This window comes from Pseudomonas flavescens, from assembly GCF_013408425.1.
Lineage (GTDB): Bacteria > Pseudomonadota > Gammaproteobacteria > Pseudomonadales > Pseudomonadaceae > Aquipseudomonas > Aquipseudomonas fulva_A.
In genome coordinates this window covers 652,599-668,317 of sequence record NZ_JACBYV010000001.1, presented here as the reverse complement: position 1 = coordinate 668,317, position 15,719 = coordinate 652,599, and the positions used below count along the sequence as shown (strand labels likewise).

Annotated in this window: 14 protein-coding genes; 13 read left to right on the top strand and 1 reads right to left on the bottom strand. The window is 61.0% G+C overall.

Going from position 1 to position 15,719, the window contains the following annotated elements:
• Positions 1–15: 15 nt before the first annotated feature.
• From FHR27_RS02835 to FHR27_RS02775, 13 genes are all read left to right on the top strand, one after another.
• Positions 16–741 carry a tyrosine-protein phosphatase gene (locus FHR27_RS02835; protein WP_042556834.1) on the top strand — a complete coding sequence of 242 codons (726 nt, stop codon included), beginning with the start codon at positions 16–18 and terminating at the stop codon, positions 739–741.
• A gap of 246 nt (positions 742–987) precedes the next feature.
• Positions 988–2,379, top strand: coding sequence for an undecaprenyl-phosphate glucose phosphotransferase (locus FHR27_RS02830; RefSeq protein WP_042556835.1), 1,392 nt, complete (start codon positions 988–990; stop codon positions 2,377–2,379).
• Between the two features lie 56 nt (positions 2,380–2,435).
• Positions 2,436–3,782, top strand: coding sequence for a UDP-glucose dehydrogenase family protein (locus FHR27_RS02825; protein WP_042556836.1), 1,347 nt, complete (start codon positions 2,436–2,438; stop codon positions 3,780–3,782).
• Positions 3,783–3,852: 70 nt separating this feature from the next.
• Positions 3,853–5,166, top strand: coding sequence for a lipopolysaccharide biosynthesis protein (locus FHR27_RS02820; protein ID WP_231570256.1), 1,314 nt, complete (start codon positions 3,853–3,855; stop codon positions 5,164–5,166).
• 30 nt (positions 5,167–5,196) lie between these two features.
• Entirely contained in the window at positions 5,197–6,351 is a 1,155-nt protein-coding gene (locus FHR27_RS02815) for a glycosyl transferase family 2 (protein ID WP_042556837.1), read from the top strand.
• A gap of 60 nt (positions 6,352–6,411) precedes the next feature.
• Positions 6,412–7,536, top strand: coding sequence for a GDP-mannose 4,6-dehydratase (gmd, locus tag FHR27_RS02810; protein ID WP_042556838.1), 1,125 nt, complete (start codon positions 6,412–6,414; stop codon positions 7,534–7,536).
• A 2-nt stretch (positions 7,537–7,538) separates the two neighbouring features.
• Positions 7,539–8,516 (top strand): GDP-L-fucose synthase, encoded by a 978-nt coding sequence (gene fcl / locus FHR27_RS02805; RefSeq protein ID WP_179537716.1) that lies wholly within the window; start codon positions 7,539–7,541, stop codon positions 8,514–8,516.
• Positions 8,516–8,977: a GDP-mannose mannosyl hydrolase gene (locus tag FHR27_RS02800; protein WP_042556840.1), complete on the top strand. Its 462-nt coding sequence runs from the start codon at positions 8,516–8,518 to the stop codon at positions 8,975–8,977. Before fcl ends, FHR27_RS02800 begins: the two co-directional genes overlap by 1 nt.
• Before the next feature lie 69 nt (positions 8,978–9,046).
• Positions 9,047–10,330, top strand: coding sequence for a hypothetical protein (locus tag FHR27_RS02795; RefSeq protein ID WP_042556841.1), 1,284 nt, complete (start codon positions 9,047–9,049; stop codon positions 10,328–10,330).
• Positions 10,293–11,057, top strand: coding sequence for a glycosyltransferase (locus FHR27_RS02790; protein WP_042556842.1), 765 nt, complete (start codon positions 10,293–10,295; stop codon positions 11,055–11,057). The genes FHR27_RS02795 and FHR27_RS02790 overlap by 38 nt, the downstream gene beginning before the upstream one ends.
• A gap of 62 nt (positions 11,058–11,119) precedes the next feature.
• Complete coding sequence (locus tag FHR27_RS02785) at positions 11,120–11,872, top strand: WecB/TagA/CpsF family glycosyltransferase (RefSeq protein WP_042556854.1); 753 nt, start codon at positions 11,120–11,122, stop codon at positions 11,870–11,872.
• Complete coding sequence (locus FHR27_RS02780) at positions 11,869–13,299, top strand: mannose-1-phosphate guanylyltransferase/mannose-6-phosphate isomerase (RefSeq protein WP_042556843.1); 1,431 nt, start codon at positions 11,869–11,871, stop codon at positions 13,297–13,299. The genes FHR27_RS02785 and FHR27_RS02780 overlap by 4 nt, the downstream gene beginning before the upstream one ends.
• Before the next feature lie 303 nt (positions 13,300–13,602).
• Positions 13,603–14,400: a WecB/TagA/CpsF family glycosyltransferase gene (locus FHR27_RS02775; protein WP_042556844.1), complete on the top strand. Its 798-nt coding sequence runs from the start codon at positions 13,603–13,605 to the stop codon at positions 14,398–14,400.
• 125 nt (positions 14,401–14,525) lie between these two features.
• Here the strand turns inward: FHR27_RS02775 and FHR27_RS02770 are convergent, their stop codons facing one another.
• Positions 14,526–15,719, bottom strand: coding sequence for a polysaccharide pyruvyl transferase family protein (locus FHR27_RS02770; RefSeq protein WP_042556845.1), 1,194 nt, complete (start codon positions 15,717–15,719; stop codon positions 14,526–14,528).

The following is a 15,719-nucleotide window of genomic DNA, read 5'->3' as shown; positions in this document are numbered from 1 at the left end:
AGCGGGAGGTATCTGATGATCGATCTGCATAACCACTTGCTGCCGGGCATCGACGACGGTCCGGCAGACCTGCCAACCGCGCTGGAAATGGCCCGCATGGCCGTGGCCAACGGCATCAGCCACATCGTCTGCACGCCGCACATCCATGCCGGCCGCTACGAGAACGACAGCGAGAGCATTCGCGCAGCCTGCAACAGCTTCAACGAGGCGCTGCAGGCGGCCGGTATCGACCTCAAGGTCGGCGCGGCCGCAGAAGTTCGTTTCTCTGGCGAGCTGATGACCCGCGTGAAGGACGGCAGCATTCCGTTTCTCGGTCAGTGGGAAGGCAAGAAGGCGCTGCTGCTGGAATTTCCTCACGGGGAAATGCCCTTCGGCGCCGAGCGGCTGACCCAATGGCTGCTGGAAAACGGCGTGGTACCGATCATCGCGCACCCGGAACGCAACAAGGCGCTGATGCACACGCCGAGCAAGCTCAAGCCCTTCATCGAGCAGGGCTGCCTGCTTCAGGTGACCGCCGCGTCTGCCGCTGGTCGCTTTGGTGAACGAGCAATGCACCTGGCTCACGAACTGCTGAGACATCGCGTGGTCAGCATTATGGCGACTGATGCTCACAACCTGGATCACCGCCCCCCCCAATTACAAGAAGGTCTCCTGCAAGCCGCCCGGATCCTGGGCGAGAGAGAGGCCGAACGTCTGGTCATCGACACGCCCTGGCGCATCGCACACCAGCATTTCGCTTAGTTGACTGCCTGATAACGCGTGCCTGTCGGTTCAGGCCGCTGGATTCGTATTTGTTGGAGGTTGGAAAACCATGCGTCGAGAACTCAGCAACAAGACGCACCGCAGCTACCGACTGGCGCGAAAGCGCGGTGAGGCAGTGGGTTCGCCCAGTGGCTCGTCATACGTATCGCATACGAACAGGTCGCCTCTCGTGTCGTTTCCGGGGGCATCACACTTCATCGAAGATTTGCACGAGGATCGCCGCAAATGATTTCCAAACGGATCAATCCTGCCGAAAACCGCAGGGGGCTGACGTTCTGGGGTCAATGGACCTGTGCCATTACTCTGGTCAGCATGCTGCTCTGCTATCTGGTCATCCAGCGTTATGGCGATGTGCCGACCGAGTACCGTCTGCTGATCGTACTCACGGTACTGGGTTCGGTGCCTGCCTATGGTCTGCTGCGCGTTTACCACAAACGCTTCAGCTACCTGACCGGTCTGGCGCATTTGCTGGCAGGGTGGCTGACCCTCCTCGCCGGCCTGCTGTTCGTCGCCTACTTCAGCCAGAGCCTGGAGCGTTTCTCCTTCGAAATCATGCGTGAGTGGGCGCTGCTTGGCTTCCTCGCCCAGGCGATCGCCTTCATACCGCTGCGCTATTTCGCCAGGCTTCATTCGGAAAAGCTGCGCAACGATCGCGTCTCGCTGATCATCGGTTCCGGTGAGAAAGCCCACGAACTGGCCGAGCGCCTGGCTGCCTCCAACCGCGTTCCGCTGATCGGCATGCTCGCGTCGAGCGACGATGCGCACACCCAGGACGGCCGCTTCCCGATTCTCGGCGCCCTGCATCAGCTGCGTGAAGTGACCGAGCAGCATGGCGTACGCCGGGTGTACATCGCCCTGACCCTGGATGAGATCTCGCACATCGAGAAGCTCTACATCGACCTGCTCGACATGAGCGTCGACGTTGTCTGGGTACCGGACTTCGGCAGCATGCCGCTGCTCAACCAGTCGATCTCGCAGATCGAACAGTTGCCAGCCATCTACCTCAACGAAAGCCCGATCAGTTCGCACCCTGCTGCCGTGTTCAGCAAGGAGCTGATGGATCGCACCCTGGCCTTCCTCGCCCTGGTCGCCCTGAGCCCGGTGTTCATTACCGCAGCCATCGCGGTGAAGCTGTCGTCCCCCGGCCCGGTGTTCTTCCTGCAACCGCGCCACGGCTGGAACGGTGGCGTGATCCTGGTGTGGAAATTCCGCTCCATGCGCATGCACGACGACCAGAAGGTCAAGCAGGCGACCCGTGAAGATCCACGCATCACGCCTGTCGGCCGCTTCCTGCGACGCACCTCGATCGACGAACTGCCGCAGCTGCTCAACGTGCTGCGCGGCGAGATGTCCCTGGTTGGTCCACGCCCCCACGCGGTGGCCCACAACAACTACTACAGCGACAAGATTCTTGCCTACATGGCCCGTCATCGCCTCAAGCCGGGTATCACCGGTCTGGCTCAGGTGACCGGTCATCGCGGTGAAACCGAAACCCTGGAAAAGATGCAGCAACGCGTGGAACAGGATCTGGCCTACATCAACAACTGGTCGCTGTGGCTGGACATCAAGATTCTGGTGAAGACGCCCTTCACCCTGTTCTCGCGCGACATTTATTGAACGATGCCCCTTTGGCGTCACGTAACGATTAACGCTCACTCAAGGAATTTTTATCCATGAATATCACTGTCGTTGGAACCGGCTACGTCGGCCTCGTCACCGGCGCCTGTATCGCCGAGATGGGCAACACGGTTGTCTGCGTGGATGTCGATCCGAAGAAGATCGAAAACCTCAAGCGCGGTGTGCTGCCGATCTACGAGCCGGGTCTGGAGACCGTCGTGGAAGAGAACTTCGAGGCCGGTCGCCTGCAGTTCACCACTGCCCTGCCGGAAGCGATGGAGCAGTCGGACATCATCTTCATCGCCGTCGGCACGCCGCCCGGTGAAGACGGTTCCGCCGACCTGCGATACGTGGTGGAGGTGGCCCGCCAGATCGGCAGCCTGATGACTCGCCACACCACCGTGATCAACAAATCCACGGTGCCGGTTGGCACCGCCGACCTGGTTCGCGCCGAGATCCTCGAACAGCTGGAACTGCGCGGCAAGGACATCAGTTTCGACGTGGTCTCCAACCCGGAATTCCTCAAGGAAGGTGCCGCAGTCGACGACTTCATGCACCCGGATCGGATCATCATCGGTACCGACAGCGAGCGTGCTCGCAAGGCCATGAGCGAGCTCTACGCCCCGTTCATCCGCAACAACCCGCGCATCAAGTTCATGGGCGTGCGGGACGCGGAAATGACCAAGTACGCGGCCAACGCCATGCTGGCCACCAAGATCTCGTTCATGAACGAAATCGCCGGCCTCTGCGACCGCCTCGACGTGGACATCGAGAACGTGCGCCTGGGCATCGGCTCGGACCAGCGTATCGGCTACCACTTCATCTACGCCGGCTGTGGCTACGGCGGTTCGTGCTTCCCGAAAGACGTCAAGGCGCTGATCAGCATCGCGCACCAGAACGATTTCGAACCCAAGGTGCTGCAAGCCGTGGAGGCACGCAACGAGCAGCAGAAGCAGTCGCTGTTCAACAAGCTGGCCGCGCACTTCGAGGGTGACATCAAGGGCCGCACCTTCGCTGTCTGGGGGCTGGCGTTCAAGCCGGGTACCGACGACATGCGCGAAGCGCCGAGCGTGGTGCTGATCAACAGCCTGATCAACGCCGGTGCCAAGGTCAAGGCATTCGACCCGATCGCCCGTGAAACCGCCGCGCGCGAGTTCCCCGAGCACTGGTTCAGCGAAGGTCGTCTGCAGATCGTCGACGGCCAGTACGAAGCCGCCATCGATGCCGATGCGCTGGTGCTGGTCACCGAGTGGAAGCCATTCCGCCGTCCTGACTTCAAGGCCCTCAAGAAGCTTCTCAAACAGCCGGTGATCATCGACGGTCGCAACCAGTACGACCTCGACCAGGTAGATCGCGAAGGCTTCGACTACTACGGCATCGGCCGCAAGCAAGTGAACGGCTGAGACCCTCCTGACAATGGACGTCATCGAACCTGAAGTCACAGCCCCCGCCGCCCTCTGGACCCGCTTGAGCGTGTCCGGCAGAGCGGCGCTGCGCAGCCCCGTGCTGCGCAATATCGCGACCGTCGCGTCTGGCACAGCCGGCGCGCAGGTCATCACCCTGGCCCTGATGCCGGTCATCACCCGGATCTACGGCCCGGAAACCTACGGGATACTCGGGGTATTCATGAGCCTGGCGTTCATGCTCATCCCCGTCGCTGCCCTCACCTATCCAGTCGCCATCGTGTTGCCCAAGCGCGATGCCGATGCCCGCGGCCTGATTCGATTGTCGCTGCTGATCGCCTGCGCCTTCGCAGCGCTCGCGGCTGCCGTCATCGCCCTGTTCGGCGAAAGACTGGCCGACCTGGCAGGCGTCACGCAGATCGCACCTTTTCTGATGCTGCTGCCGCTCGTCCTGCTGGCCGGTGCTGCGCTCGAAGTCACCCAGCAATGGCTGATTCGCCAGCAGCGCTATCGCCTCACCGCTGGCGTGGCCGTGCAGCAGGCCATCGCCCATAACGGTCTACGCATCGCTGTCGGCCTGCTGCATGCGAGTCCTGCGGCACTGCTGCTGAGCACCGCTGTCGGCCCGCTGCTGCATACCCTGATGCTCAACTGGGGGCTGCGCCGCAACCCTGGTGCAGTCGCCCAGAGCGAGGCTCCCGCAGTGCAACTGAGCACTCGCGAGCTGGCCTTGCAATACCATGATTTTCCGCTGTTTCGCGCACCGCAGATGCTCATCAACGCGGTGTCGCAGAACCTGCCGACACTGGTCCTCGCGGTGTTCTTCGGCCCGGTGGCAGCCGGCTTCTTCGCCCTCTGCAAACAGGCGCTGAACGTGCCAACGCAACTGGTCGGCAAGTCGGTGGCGGATGTCTATTACCCGCGCATCAGCACGGCAGTACAGGATCACCAGCCGATCGCCGGCATGCTCGCCAAGGCGACGGCGGCATTGGCGCTGGTAGGCCTGCTGCCCTTCGCCCTAGTGTTCTGTTTCGGCCCCCAATTGTTCGCCCTGGTATTCGGTGAGCAGTGGGCGGTGGCGGGTGAATATGCACGCTGGCTGGCCTTGGCCGAGTACATGATTTTCGTCAGCCGCCCCTGCACGGTCGCCGTCCCGGCACTCGCCCTGCAAGGCCGTTTCCTGATTTTCGAGGTGCTCAGCACCGTACTGCGCATCGCGGCCCTGATGGCAGGCGCCCTGTTTCTGGAACAGGCCGAACAGACCGTCATGGCCTTTACCGCGGCCAGCATCCTGATCTACCTGAGCCTGATCGCCAGCGTGCTGCTCGCCGCACGCCACTGGTACGGCAAGGCTGATCGGCAGACGCGCCGCGATCGCCCCTAAACACTTTCATCAGAGACTGGCTTCGATCCTATGACCGCACAATTGCCCACTATCGTCGTCATCGGCTACAACCGGCCGAAGAGCCTCAGTCGCCTGCTCGGCTCACTGATCAAGGCTCGCTATCCGCAAGGCGATGTTCGCCTGGTGATCAGCCTGGACAACTCCGGCAACCCGCAGCCACGTCAGGTCGCCGAAGCCTTCGACTGGCCGCACGGCGAGAAACGCATCATCGCCCATCCCGAGCGCCTCGGCCTACGCCAGCACGTGCTGAGCTGCGGCGACCTGACCGAACAGTACGGCGACGTGATCATTCTCGAAGACGATCTGTTCGTCTCGCCGTTCTTCTACGAGTACACCTCGCGGGCGCTGCAGGCCTATGCCGACGATGCCGGCGTGGCCGGTATCAGCCTGTACAGCGTGCAGTTCAACCAGACCGCCAACCTGCCCTTCACGCCGATCGACGACGGCGACTCTGACGTGCATTTCATTCAGATGGCCGCGTCTTGGGGGCAGGCCTGGTCACGTCGCCACTGGCAGAGCTTCCGCCAGTGGCTGGAAAGCCACGGCACCGACATCAGTCATATCGACGGCATCCCGGCGGATATCCGCGGCTGGCCCGAGTCCTCGTGGCTCAAGCTGTTCACCGCGTACATCATTTCCCGGGATCTGTATTTCGTGTACCCGTTCCGTTCGCTGAGCACCAACTTCGGCGATCCGGGTCAGCATTTCAACATCGCCTCGTCGCGCTTCCAGGTGCCGATCCAGCAACAGCCGATCGACTACCAGTTCGCAAAACGCGAAGAAAGCGTGTCGGTCTACGACGCCTTCTGCGAACTGCTGCCGGCCTGCGTAAAACGCCAGAACCCGGTGCTCGAGCCCTACGATTTCACGGTCAACCTGTATGGCTGCAAGACCTGCAAAAAGGGCCTGCAACTGACCCGTACCGAAGCCCGTGGGTTACACAATTTCAGCCTTTCCATGAAGCCCATGGAACTGAGCATCCTGCATAACATCGAAGGTGAGGGCCTAGCCCTGATCGACTCGGCCGACATAGACGGCGCCAGCCTGTCGCGGCCCAAAACGGAGTACGACATCTACCGTTTCTTTTACAAGTTTCCGTCGGTACGGATCATTCTTTTTGGCGTTATGGAACGCCTCCAGTTGCTGCTCAAGCGTACGTCCTAACGGACCGCGTTCAGCAACCGAACACAGACCCTCTATCAATTGAACATCGCAGGTATCGCAATGGAACAGAAAAAAGCGCTCATCACTGGTATCACGGGTCAAGACGGCTCCTACCTGGCCGAGTTCCTGCTCGAGAAGGGTTACCAGGTGCATGGCATCAAGCGTCGTGCCTCGTCGTTCAACACCCAGCGCGTGGACCACATCTACCAGGATCCGCACGTCGACAACCAGAACTTCATCCTGCACTACGGCGACCTCAACGACTCGTCCAACCTGACCCGCATCATTCAGGAAGTGCAGCCTGACGAGGTCTACAACCTCGGCGCGCAATCCCACGTCGCGGTGAGCTTCGAAGCACCGGAATACACCGCCGACGTCGACGCCATGGGTACCCTGCGCATCCTCGAAGCCATCCGCCTGCTGGGCCTGGAAAAGAAGACCCGTTTCTATCAGGCCTCGACCTCCGAGCTCTACGGCCTGGTGCAGGAAACCCCGCAGAAGGAAACCACTCCCTTCTACCCGCGTTCGCCCTACGCGGTCGCCAAGCTGTACGCCTACTGGATCACCGTCAACTACCGCGAAGCCTATGGCATGTACGCGTGCAACGGCATCCTCTTCAACCACGAGTCGCCACGTCGCGGCGAGACCTTCGTGACCCGCAAGATCACCCGCGGCATGGCCAACATCGCCCAGGGTCTCGAGCCTTGCCTGTACATGGGCAACATCGACTCGCTGCGTGACTGGGGCCATGCCAAGGACTACGTCCGCATGCAGTGGATGATGCTGCAACAGGATCAGCCAGACGACTTCGTGATCGCCACCGGCGTGCAGTACTCGGTACGTGAATTCATCACCTGGTCCGCTGCCGAGCTGGGCGTGCACCTGCGCTTCGAAGGCACGGGCGTGGACGAGCAAGGCATCGTCGAGCGCATCGAAGGCAACAACGCGCCGGCCCTGAAGGTTGGCGATGTAGTGGTACGCATCGACCCGCGCTACTTCCGCCCTGCCGAAGTGGAAACCCTGCTGGGCGACCCTACCAAGGCCAAGACCAAGCTGGGCTGGACGCCGGAAATCACCGTTCAGGAAATGTGCGCCGAGATGGTTCGTGAGGACCTCAAGGTCGCCAAGCGCCACGCGCTGCTGCGTGAGCACGGCCACGATCTGCCGGTATCCGTGGAGAACTGAGGATGACAGCGACTTCTCTCGATCAGCGCATTTTCGTCGCCGGCCATCGCGGGATGGTCGGTTCGGCGATCGTGCGTCACTTGCAGAGCCTGGGGCACCAGAACATCATCACGGCGCCCCGTGAAAGCGTGGACCTGGTCGACGCCGCCAGCGTGCAGCGCTTCTTCGCCGACCAGCGCATCGACCAGGTTTACCTGGCCGCTGCCAAGGTCGGCGGCATCCACGCCAACAACCAGTACCCGGCCGACTTCATCTATCAGAACCTGATGATCGAAGCCAACGTCATCAACGCCGCGCACAATGCCGGCGTGAACCGCCTGCTGTCGCTCGGCAGCTCGTGCATCTACCCCAAGCATGCCGAGCAGCCGATGCGTGAAGAAGCGCTGCTGACGGGCGTACTGGAGCCGACCAACGAGCCCTACGCGATCGCCAAGATCGCCGGGATCAAGCTGTGCGAAAGCTACAACCGCCAGCACGGTCGCGACTACCGCAGCGTGATGCCGACCAACCTGTACGGCCCTCACGACAACTACCACCCGGAAAACAGTCACGTCATCCCTGCCCTGCTGCGCCGCTTCCACGAAGCGACCCTGCGTGGCGACGATGAGGTGGTGATCTGGGGCAGCGGCACGCCGATGCGCGAGTTCCTGCATGTCGACGACATGGCGGCCGCCAGCGTGCACGTGATGAATCTGGATGACGCCACCTACCAGGCGCACACCCAGCCGATGCTCTCGCACATCAACGTCGGCACCGGGCAGGACTGCACCATCCGCGAGTTGGCCGAAACCATCGCTCGGGTCACCGAGTTCCAGGGTCGCCTGACGTTCGACAGCAGCAAGCCCGACGGTACGCCACGCAAGCTGATGGACGTATCGCGCCTGGCCAAGCTCGGCTGGACGGCGAGCATCAATCTGGAAACCGGCCTGCGTGACGCCTACCGCTGGTTCGTCGAACACATCGACGATGTGCGCAGTTGATGTTTCTGCCGACCGAGACCTTCAAGACCGTGGTCGCCAGCACTCCGCTGGTGTCCATCGATCTGCTGGTTCGCAATGCAGAGGGCGAGCTGCTGCTGGGCGAGCGTCTCAACCGCCCCGCCCAGGGCAGCTGGTTCGCTCCAGGTGGGCGCATTCTCAAGAATGAAACCCTGGATGCCGCTTTCGAACGCCTGACCCGGGAAGAACTGGGCCAGGCATTCGAGCGCGACCAGGGCAGGCTGCTCGGCGTCTACGAGCACTTTTACGACGACAGCGTGTTTGGCGAAACACCGGATACCCACTACGTGGTGATCGCCTACGCACTGGAGCTTGGCGCTCGGCAGAGCCTGCAACCGCCAAGCGTGCAACACGGTCGCTACCGCTGGTGGCCGATCGAGCAGATGCGCGATGAACCGCGCATCCACCGCAATACGCGGGACTACCTGCAGGCGTTGTACTAGACCTCTCGCAAGCCACTCAACGCGGCGTCGGCTTGCGAGCCACGACAATTTCGATATGGGAACGCGAGCTTGTTCAAGCAATTCCTGGCATACCGCAACCTGCTGCTGATCCTGTTTGTCCTGAACTCGGCCTGTTTCTTTCTGACCGACGACAAGAAGGCCGGCATCCCCTACCTGCGCGAGCTTTATCTGCTCGGCGTAGTAGGTAGCGCTGCGGCCCTGTTCCTGGTGTGGAAGCGCGTTTACCAGTCCAAGACCAGCCTGTGGATCATCTTCATGGGCCTGGTGCTGCCGGTCACCTCGGCGATCATGGCGGAACTCAACTTCGATCAGCCGTTCATCTATGGCCTGCTCGAAGAACGTCGCAGCTTCGCTTATCTGGTGTTCTTCCCGGCCCTGTTCCTGCTGATCAAGACCGCTCCGACGCAAAAGCACCTGGAGACCTTCTTTCTCTATTCGGGCCTGGCGTGCGCCTTCGTCGGCTACTGCTACTACTTCGGGATCATCCCGGAAAACGCCGGCGTGTCGTTCACCGTGGATGCCAAGGACGCCGGCGAAGTGCTGCTGCGCCCGAACCGCTTCCGTATCGGTTCGAGCTACGTGACCATCTGCGCCTTCATGCTCATGTACAGCATGAAAGAGCGTATCTCGCTGCTCAAGGTAGTCACCCTGCTGTTCTTCGCCTCGTACCTGTGGCTGGTGCTGCAGACCCGTCAGACCATGATCATCTGGTGCCTGGCTGGCCTGTGGATCTTCCGTGACCGCATCGACTCGCTGATCAAGCTCGGTCTGCTGGCGGCCACCATCCTGGTCGCGTCGTACTTCATCTTTCCGGAGTTCTACTACGAGCAGTTCGCCAAGTTCGAAGCCCTGCTCGACGAGGCCACCACCGGCCCCGGCGTGCGCGATACCACCACGGCGATCATCATCGGCGCGGTCGCCGACAACTGGTACATCGGCATGGGCTCGCTGTCACTGCAATGGAAAGGCGGCTTCGGAGCACTCTACAACCCGCACTTCTACCTGTCGGACGTGGGCATCTTCGGCGTGTACTACCGCTACGGATTCCTGACTCCGCTGATCGCCTTGATCTTCTATGCCGGCTACCTGCGCATCATGAAACGCTGCCCGCAAAAGGGCCCGCTGCTCAATGCCTTCCAGCTGGTGTTCTGGTTCCAGATGCTCAACATGTTCCTGTCCAACTCGCTGATGTACGGCGGTGATGTGCTGGGCATCGGCGCCGCCTGTTTCCTGTACTTCTCCCGCGCCTACGCGACGGAGAAATCCCCGACTCGAGAGCTCAGAGGCACACGCCATGACAAACTTCAGTATCGTGACCATCAACTGGAATAATCTGGAAGGCCTCAAACAGACCTACCAGAGTGTGGCTGCCCAGACCTATCGGAATTTCCGCTGGATCGTCGTTGACGGTGCCTCCAACGACGGTGGCGCCGAATGGCTGGCGACCATCGACGAGCCCTACGCCGAGATCACTTCGGAGCGCGACAAGGGCCTCTACGACGCCATGAACAAGGGCCTGATCAAGGGCTCGGCCACCGAGGGCTACACCCTGTTCCTGAACAGCGGTGATTCGTTCTACGACGAGAACGTGTTGCAGAAGGTTGCCGATGCGATCGAGCAGGCGCCCAGCAAGCCGCGTTACGTCTATGGCGACTACTACCTGCAGAACGCCGAAGGCCGCCTCACGCCACAGAACGCCAAGAAGATCGAGCACCTGGTACTGGGCATGCCGTCCAGCCACCAGGCGATGTATTTCGAGAATGAAAGGCTGCGCAACGTGCGCTTCCGTGAGGATTTCAAGCTCTCGGCGGACTACTGCATGATCGTCGAATTCCTGCAGGGCCAGGACCACAAGCGCGACGTGCTGAAGATCGCCTCGCCGCTGTGCATCTTCGACACCACCGGTGTTTCCACCAGCCGTCGCTTCGATGCATTGAAAGAAGATATGCGCATCCGTCGGGAGGTCATGAAACTATCGCCGCTGCACAGTATCTCTTTGTATGTCCTGCACTACGTTCACACTCATAGCAAGTTGTTGAAAGCGGCACTGGGCAAATGAATCACGAGCAACGACAACCGTTGCCCATCCGCAATTCGCGCAAGTGGCGCAAAGAGGTGTTGATGAAAGCCTTTGACATCGAGTTCTACGCTGGCTCCAAGGATCGCCTGGTCGAGGACTTGGTCGAGCACAGCACCGACAGGTACAGCTACGTCGTGACACCCAACGTGAATCACATCGTGCAGCTGGAAACCGACCACGACCTCAAACGCTCTTACGCGGTGGCCCGCCACCGCATCTGCGACAGCCGTGTATTGCTGCCCCTGCTGCGCATGCTCAGAGTTCCCGTGGAAGATGCCATTCCCGGCAGCACGCTCACCGAAGAGCTGATCGACATCGCCGAGCAGCGCGCCTGGAACGTCACCGTGATCGGTTGCGAGGATGAAGACATCCAGCATCTGCGAGCACGCTACCCACACATCACCTTTCACCATCACAACCCACCGATGGGTTTCATCAACAGCGAAGAAGCGATCCAGGCGTGCCTGTCCTTCGTCATCGAACACCCATCCAATCTGGTGGTGCTCTCGGTGGGCTGCCCGCGCCAGGAAATCCTCGCGCAGAAAATCTTCGAAACCGATCAGGCTGTCGGCATCGGTCTGTGCGTGGGTGCCTCGATCAACTTCCTGTCCGGAAGAATTCGTCGCGCTCCGCTGTGGATGCAACGCTACTCGCTGGAGTGGCTGCACCGCGCTTTCACCGAACCTCGTCGACTGGTAGGGCGCTACGCGCACGACGCGTTCCGCATCCTGCCGATCCTGCTCAGGGAATTCAAACTTAGGCAATCACTCTTCATGGGAGGAGCTCCACGATGATTCCTGTCATTCTTTCTGGTGGTAACGGCTCGCGCCTCTGGCCGCTTTCGCGCCAACTCAACCCCAAGCAGTTCCTGCCCATCGCCGACGATTCGTTGTCCATGCTGCAGGCGACCATTCGCCGTCTGGAAGGCTTGCAGGTCAGCCAGCCATGCCTGATCTGCAACGAGGAACATCGCTTCCTCGCCGCCGAACAGCTGCGCGCCCTGGGCATCGAGAACGCCAGCATCCTGCTCGAGCCGGTCGGTCGCAACACCGCGCCGGCGGTCGCCCTGGCGGCTATCAAGGCGCTGGAAAAGGAGCACGACCCGGTACTGCTGGTGCTGGCTGCCGACCATCTGATCAAGGATGTCAGCGCCTTCCACCGCGCCGTCGAAACCGCCCTGCCCTTCGCCCAGGCCGGCAAGCTGGTGACCTTCGGCATCGTGCCGACCCATGCGGAAACCGGCTACGGCTATGTGCAAAAGGGTGCATCGGCTGGTGAAGGTGGCTTCACCGTACAGAGCTTCGTGGAGAAGCCGGACAGCGAGACCGCCGAGCGCTACCTGGCTTCCGGCGAGCACTTCTGGAACAGCGGGATGTTCATGTTCCGTGCCAGCCGTTACCTAGAAGAGCTGCAGCGCTGGCAGCCGGAAATCCTCGACGCCTGCCGCCGTGCTACCGCGCAGAGCGAGCAGGACATGCACTTCGTGCGTATCGGCAAGGAGGCATTCGCCGCCTGCCCGGAAGACTCCATCGACTACGCCGTGATGGAACGAACCGAAGACGCGGTGATGGTGCCACTGGATGCCGGCTGGAGCGATATCGGCTCCTGGTCAGCGCTGTGGGACGTCAGCGACAAGGACGAACAGGGCAACGTGCACAAGGGCGACGTGCTCAGCCACGATAGCCACAACAACTACGTGCATGCCGACTATCGCCTGGTCACTACCGTGGGCGTCGAGAACCTGATCATCGTCGAAACCAAGGACACGATCATGGTCGCCCACAAGGACAAGGCCCAGGAGGTCAAACGTATCGTCGAGCAGCTCAAGCGCGACGAGCGTGGCGAGCATCTCAACAATCGTGAAGTGTATCGCCCGTGGGGCATGTACGACTCCATCGATCACGGTGCGCGCTATCAGGTCAAACGCATCACCGTGAAACCGGGCGCCAAGCTGTCGGTGCAGATGCACCACCACCGTGCCGAGCACTGGATCGTGGTCAGCGGCACCGCGCAGGTGACCAATGGTGACGAGACCTATATGGTCACCGAGAACCAGTCGACCTACATTCCCATCGGCCAGATTCACGCCCTGGAAAACCCGGGCATGATCCCGCTGGAACTGATCGAGGTGCAGTCGGGGACCTACCTCGGCGAGGACGACATCATCCGCTTCTCCGACAACTACGGTCGGGTGAAGGAACTCAAGGTTTCTGCAGCCTGATGGGCTTCCAGCGCCGCGCCGTTGCGGGCGGCGCTGGCTCATCGAAGATAGCAAGTTGTTGAAAAAGGTAAGCGCTGCAGCGACAACGCCGGTAGTTCTTTTCAGCCGCATGCAAGGGCCCGAGTCGAGCCCAGCAGGAGGTGTGATTCGCGACCTTTGGGATCACCAATCACGACTAACAGGGCGACGGATAGCTCCTTCATTTCGCTGAGAAAATGGATATTTACAAGAATAAGCAAAGCGCGAAGCCCACTTGAACAGATACCGGATAACTCCATCACTTTCCGACAACGAGGCTCGCCTGTGAAAACTTCACAACTGAAACTGCACGATCCTTTGATCCATAAACTGAAGTTGTTGGAAGAAGACGACGTGACTCCACTGCTCGACGAACTGAGCACGCCGAAGAAGCCAACGATCCTCGGCTTCCTCAATCAGCACGGCTACAACATCGTCCAGAACGATACGGAAGCACGCCGTCACTTCCTCAAGGTCAATTACCTGCTGCGCGACGGCATCGGTGTAAAACTGGCCTGCTCGCTCAATGGCCTGGCGCCAGGTGCCAACCTCAACGGCACCGATTTCATTCCCAGCCTGATCCGTCACCTGCTCGAGAGCGAACACAGTGACAGCTACCAGCTGTTCGCCATGGGCACCAGCGAGCCCTGGGTCAACCTGGGTGCCAGCGCGCTATTCGGCGACCGTACGTTTCACGCGATCGACGGCTTCCAGCCGACCGAGCGCTACCTCGAATTCGTGCGTGAGCACCTGCAGCCGGAAAAGATCCCCTTGATCGTCATGGGCATGGGCATGCCTCGCCAGGAAGAAGTCGCTGTGAGCCTGCAGCGTGACCTCGGCCGCCCTGCTCTGATGATCTGCGGTGGCGCGATTCTCGACTTCGCGGCGCAGCGCTTCAGTCGTGCGCCGGCGGTAGTTCGCAAGTTCGGTATGGAGTGGGCGTATCGCCTGCTGATGGAGCCGCGTCGCCTGTTCAGCCGTTACATCATCGGCATCCCGCGGTTCTTCTACTACATCATGCGTAATGGTATAGACCGCAAGGTAGCGGTTACCGAGCAAGGCGCCTACGACCGCAAGTCCTGACGCCCTCGCGTTAGAACGGAAAACGCCCCGACTGAGTGATCAGCCGGGGCGTTTTTCGTTGCAGCGCATCAACGTTCGGGGCTTAGGGTGCGGCCCGACGCAGAGCGGGCCGGCCCTTATCGATCCTAGCGCCCCGTGGCCACCGCCAGCGGTTTCTCGCTGCGCACGCCATGGCTCTGCGCGATCAAGGCGAACACCTCATCCCACATGGCCTGAGTGCGGGTCTTGAGTTCTGCGGAATGCGCGTGCAGACGAGTGGAGAGCGCCTGCATCTGAGCCGGATCAGTGAGGTAATCAAGGGCACTGGAAAGCTCCTCGTCGCTCAGGTTGATGTTCAGCACGCCTTCGGCAAACCCGTAGTCGGCGAACAGCATCTGGTACTTGTGGCTCCACCCCGTGGCCAGCGATGGCACACCTTGCGACAGCGAACTGACCAAACCGTGGAAACGGCTACCCAAGGTGCCGCGACAGGCGCCGAGAATGCCCTTGATCGCCAGCGGATCGGTCTCGCGCAGGATCGGCAGCCCACCCACGGCCTGCGACACCTGCTCGGCGACCCGGGCATCGCCCTCGCCTTCGTGAATCAGCAGGAACGGCTTGGCGCCGCGCTCGACCAGCATCTTGGTCGCGCGCTGCAGGAACGGCACATAGCCCTTGGCGACGCTGTCACCGGTCTTGTCGAGCATGCGGCAGTTGGGCACCACACAGACCTGATGAACGTCAGGATCGAAATAGGACGGTAGCGTGCCACTGATTAGATTGGTGAAATCGGGTGCTATCTTGATGTTGTCACGCTCGCCAACGACCTCGGTGAGGTAGTCGTAGGACACCTGTTCGCGGGCGAAAACCAGATCGCAGTTGTCGAGGAACGCCCTGACCGCATCCTTGCTCTTCTGATCGCGGAACGGGCCGAATGCCTGCGGCAGCAGAATCACCTTGCTGCCGTTCTTCTTCCAGCGCTTGCTGGAACGCGCCAGCTCTTCGGACAGGTCCGGGCCCCACTGATCGCTGTAGGCGAAGCCAGCGGCATCGAGCACCACGTTCACTTCCTTGTCGAGCACCACACCGTACTGCTCGCGAATACCGGCCGGCACCAGTGCCGCCAGGTCGCCGAAGGGGATGCCGGCGCGCCACAGCCAGGCTTTCTGATACAGGCCCAGGGATGCACGGTTGACGTAGGGATAAGGGCTCTTGGCACGGCCAGGCTCCATCACCACCTTGGCGCTGGGAAGGTTCTTCTGTACCTGCTGCAGGGCAGCGTGCAGCATCAGTGCAGCCCCCTTGTTGACGAAACCGGCTTTGCGAATCTCGACGTACAT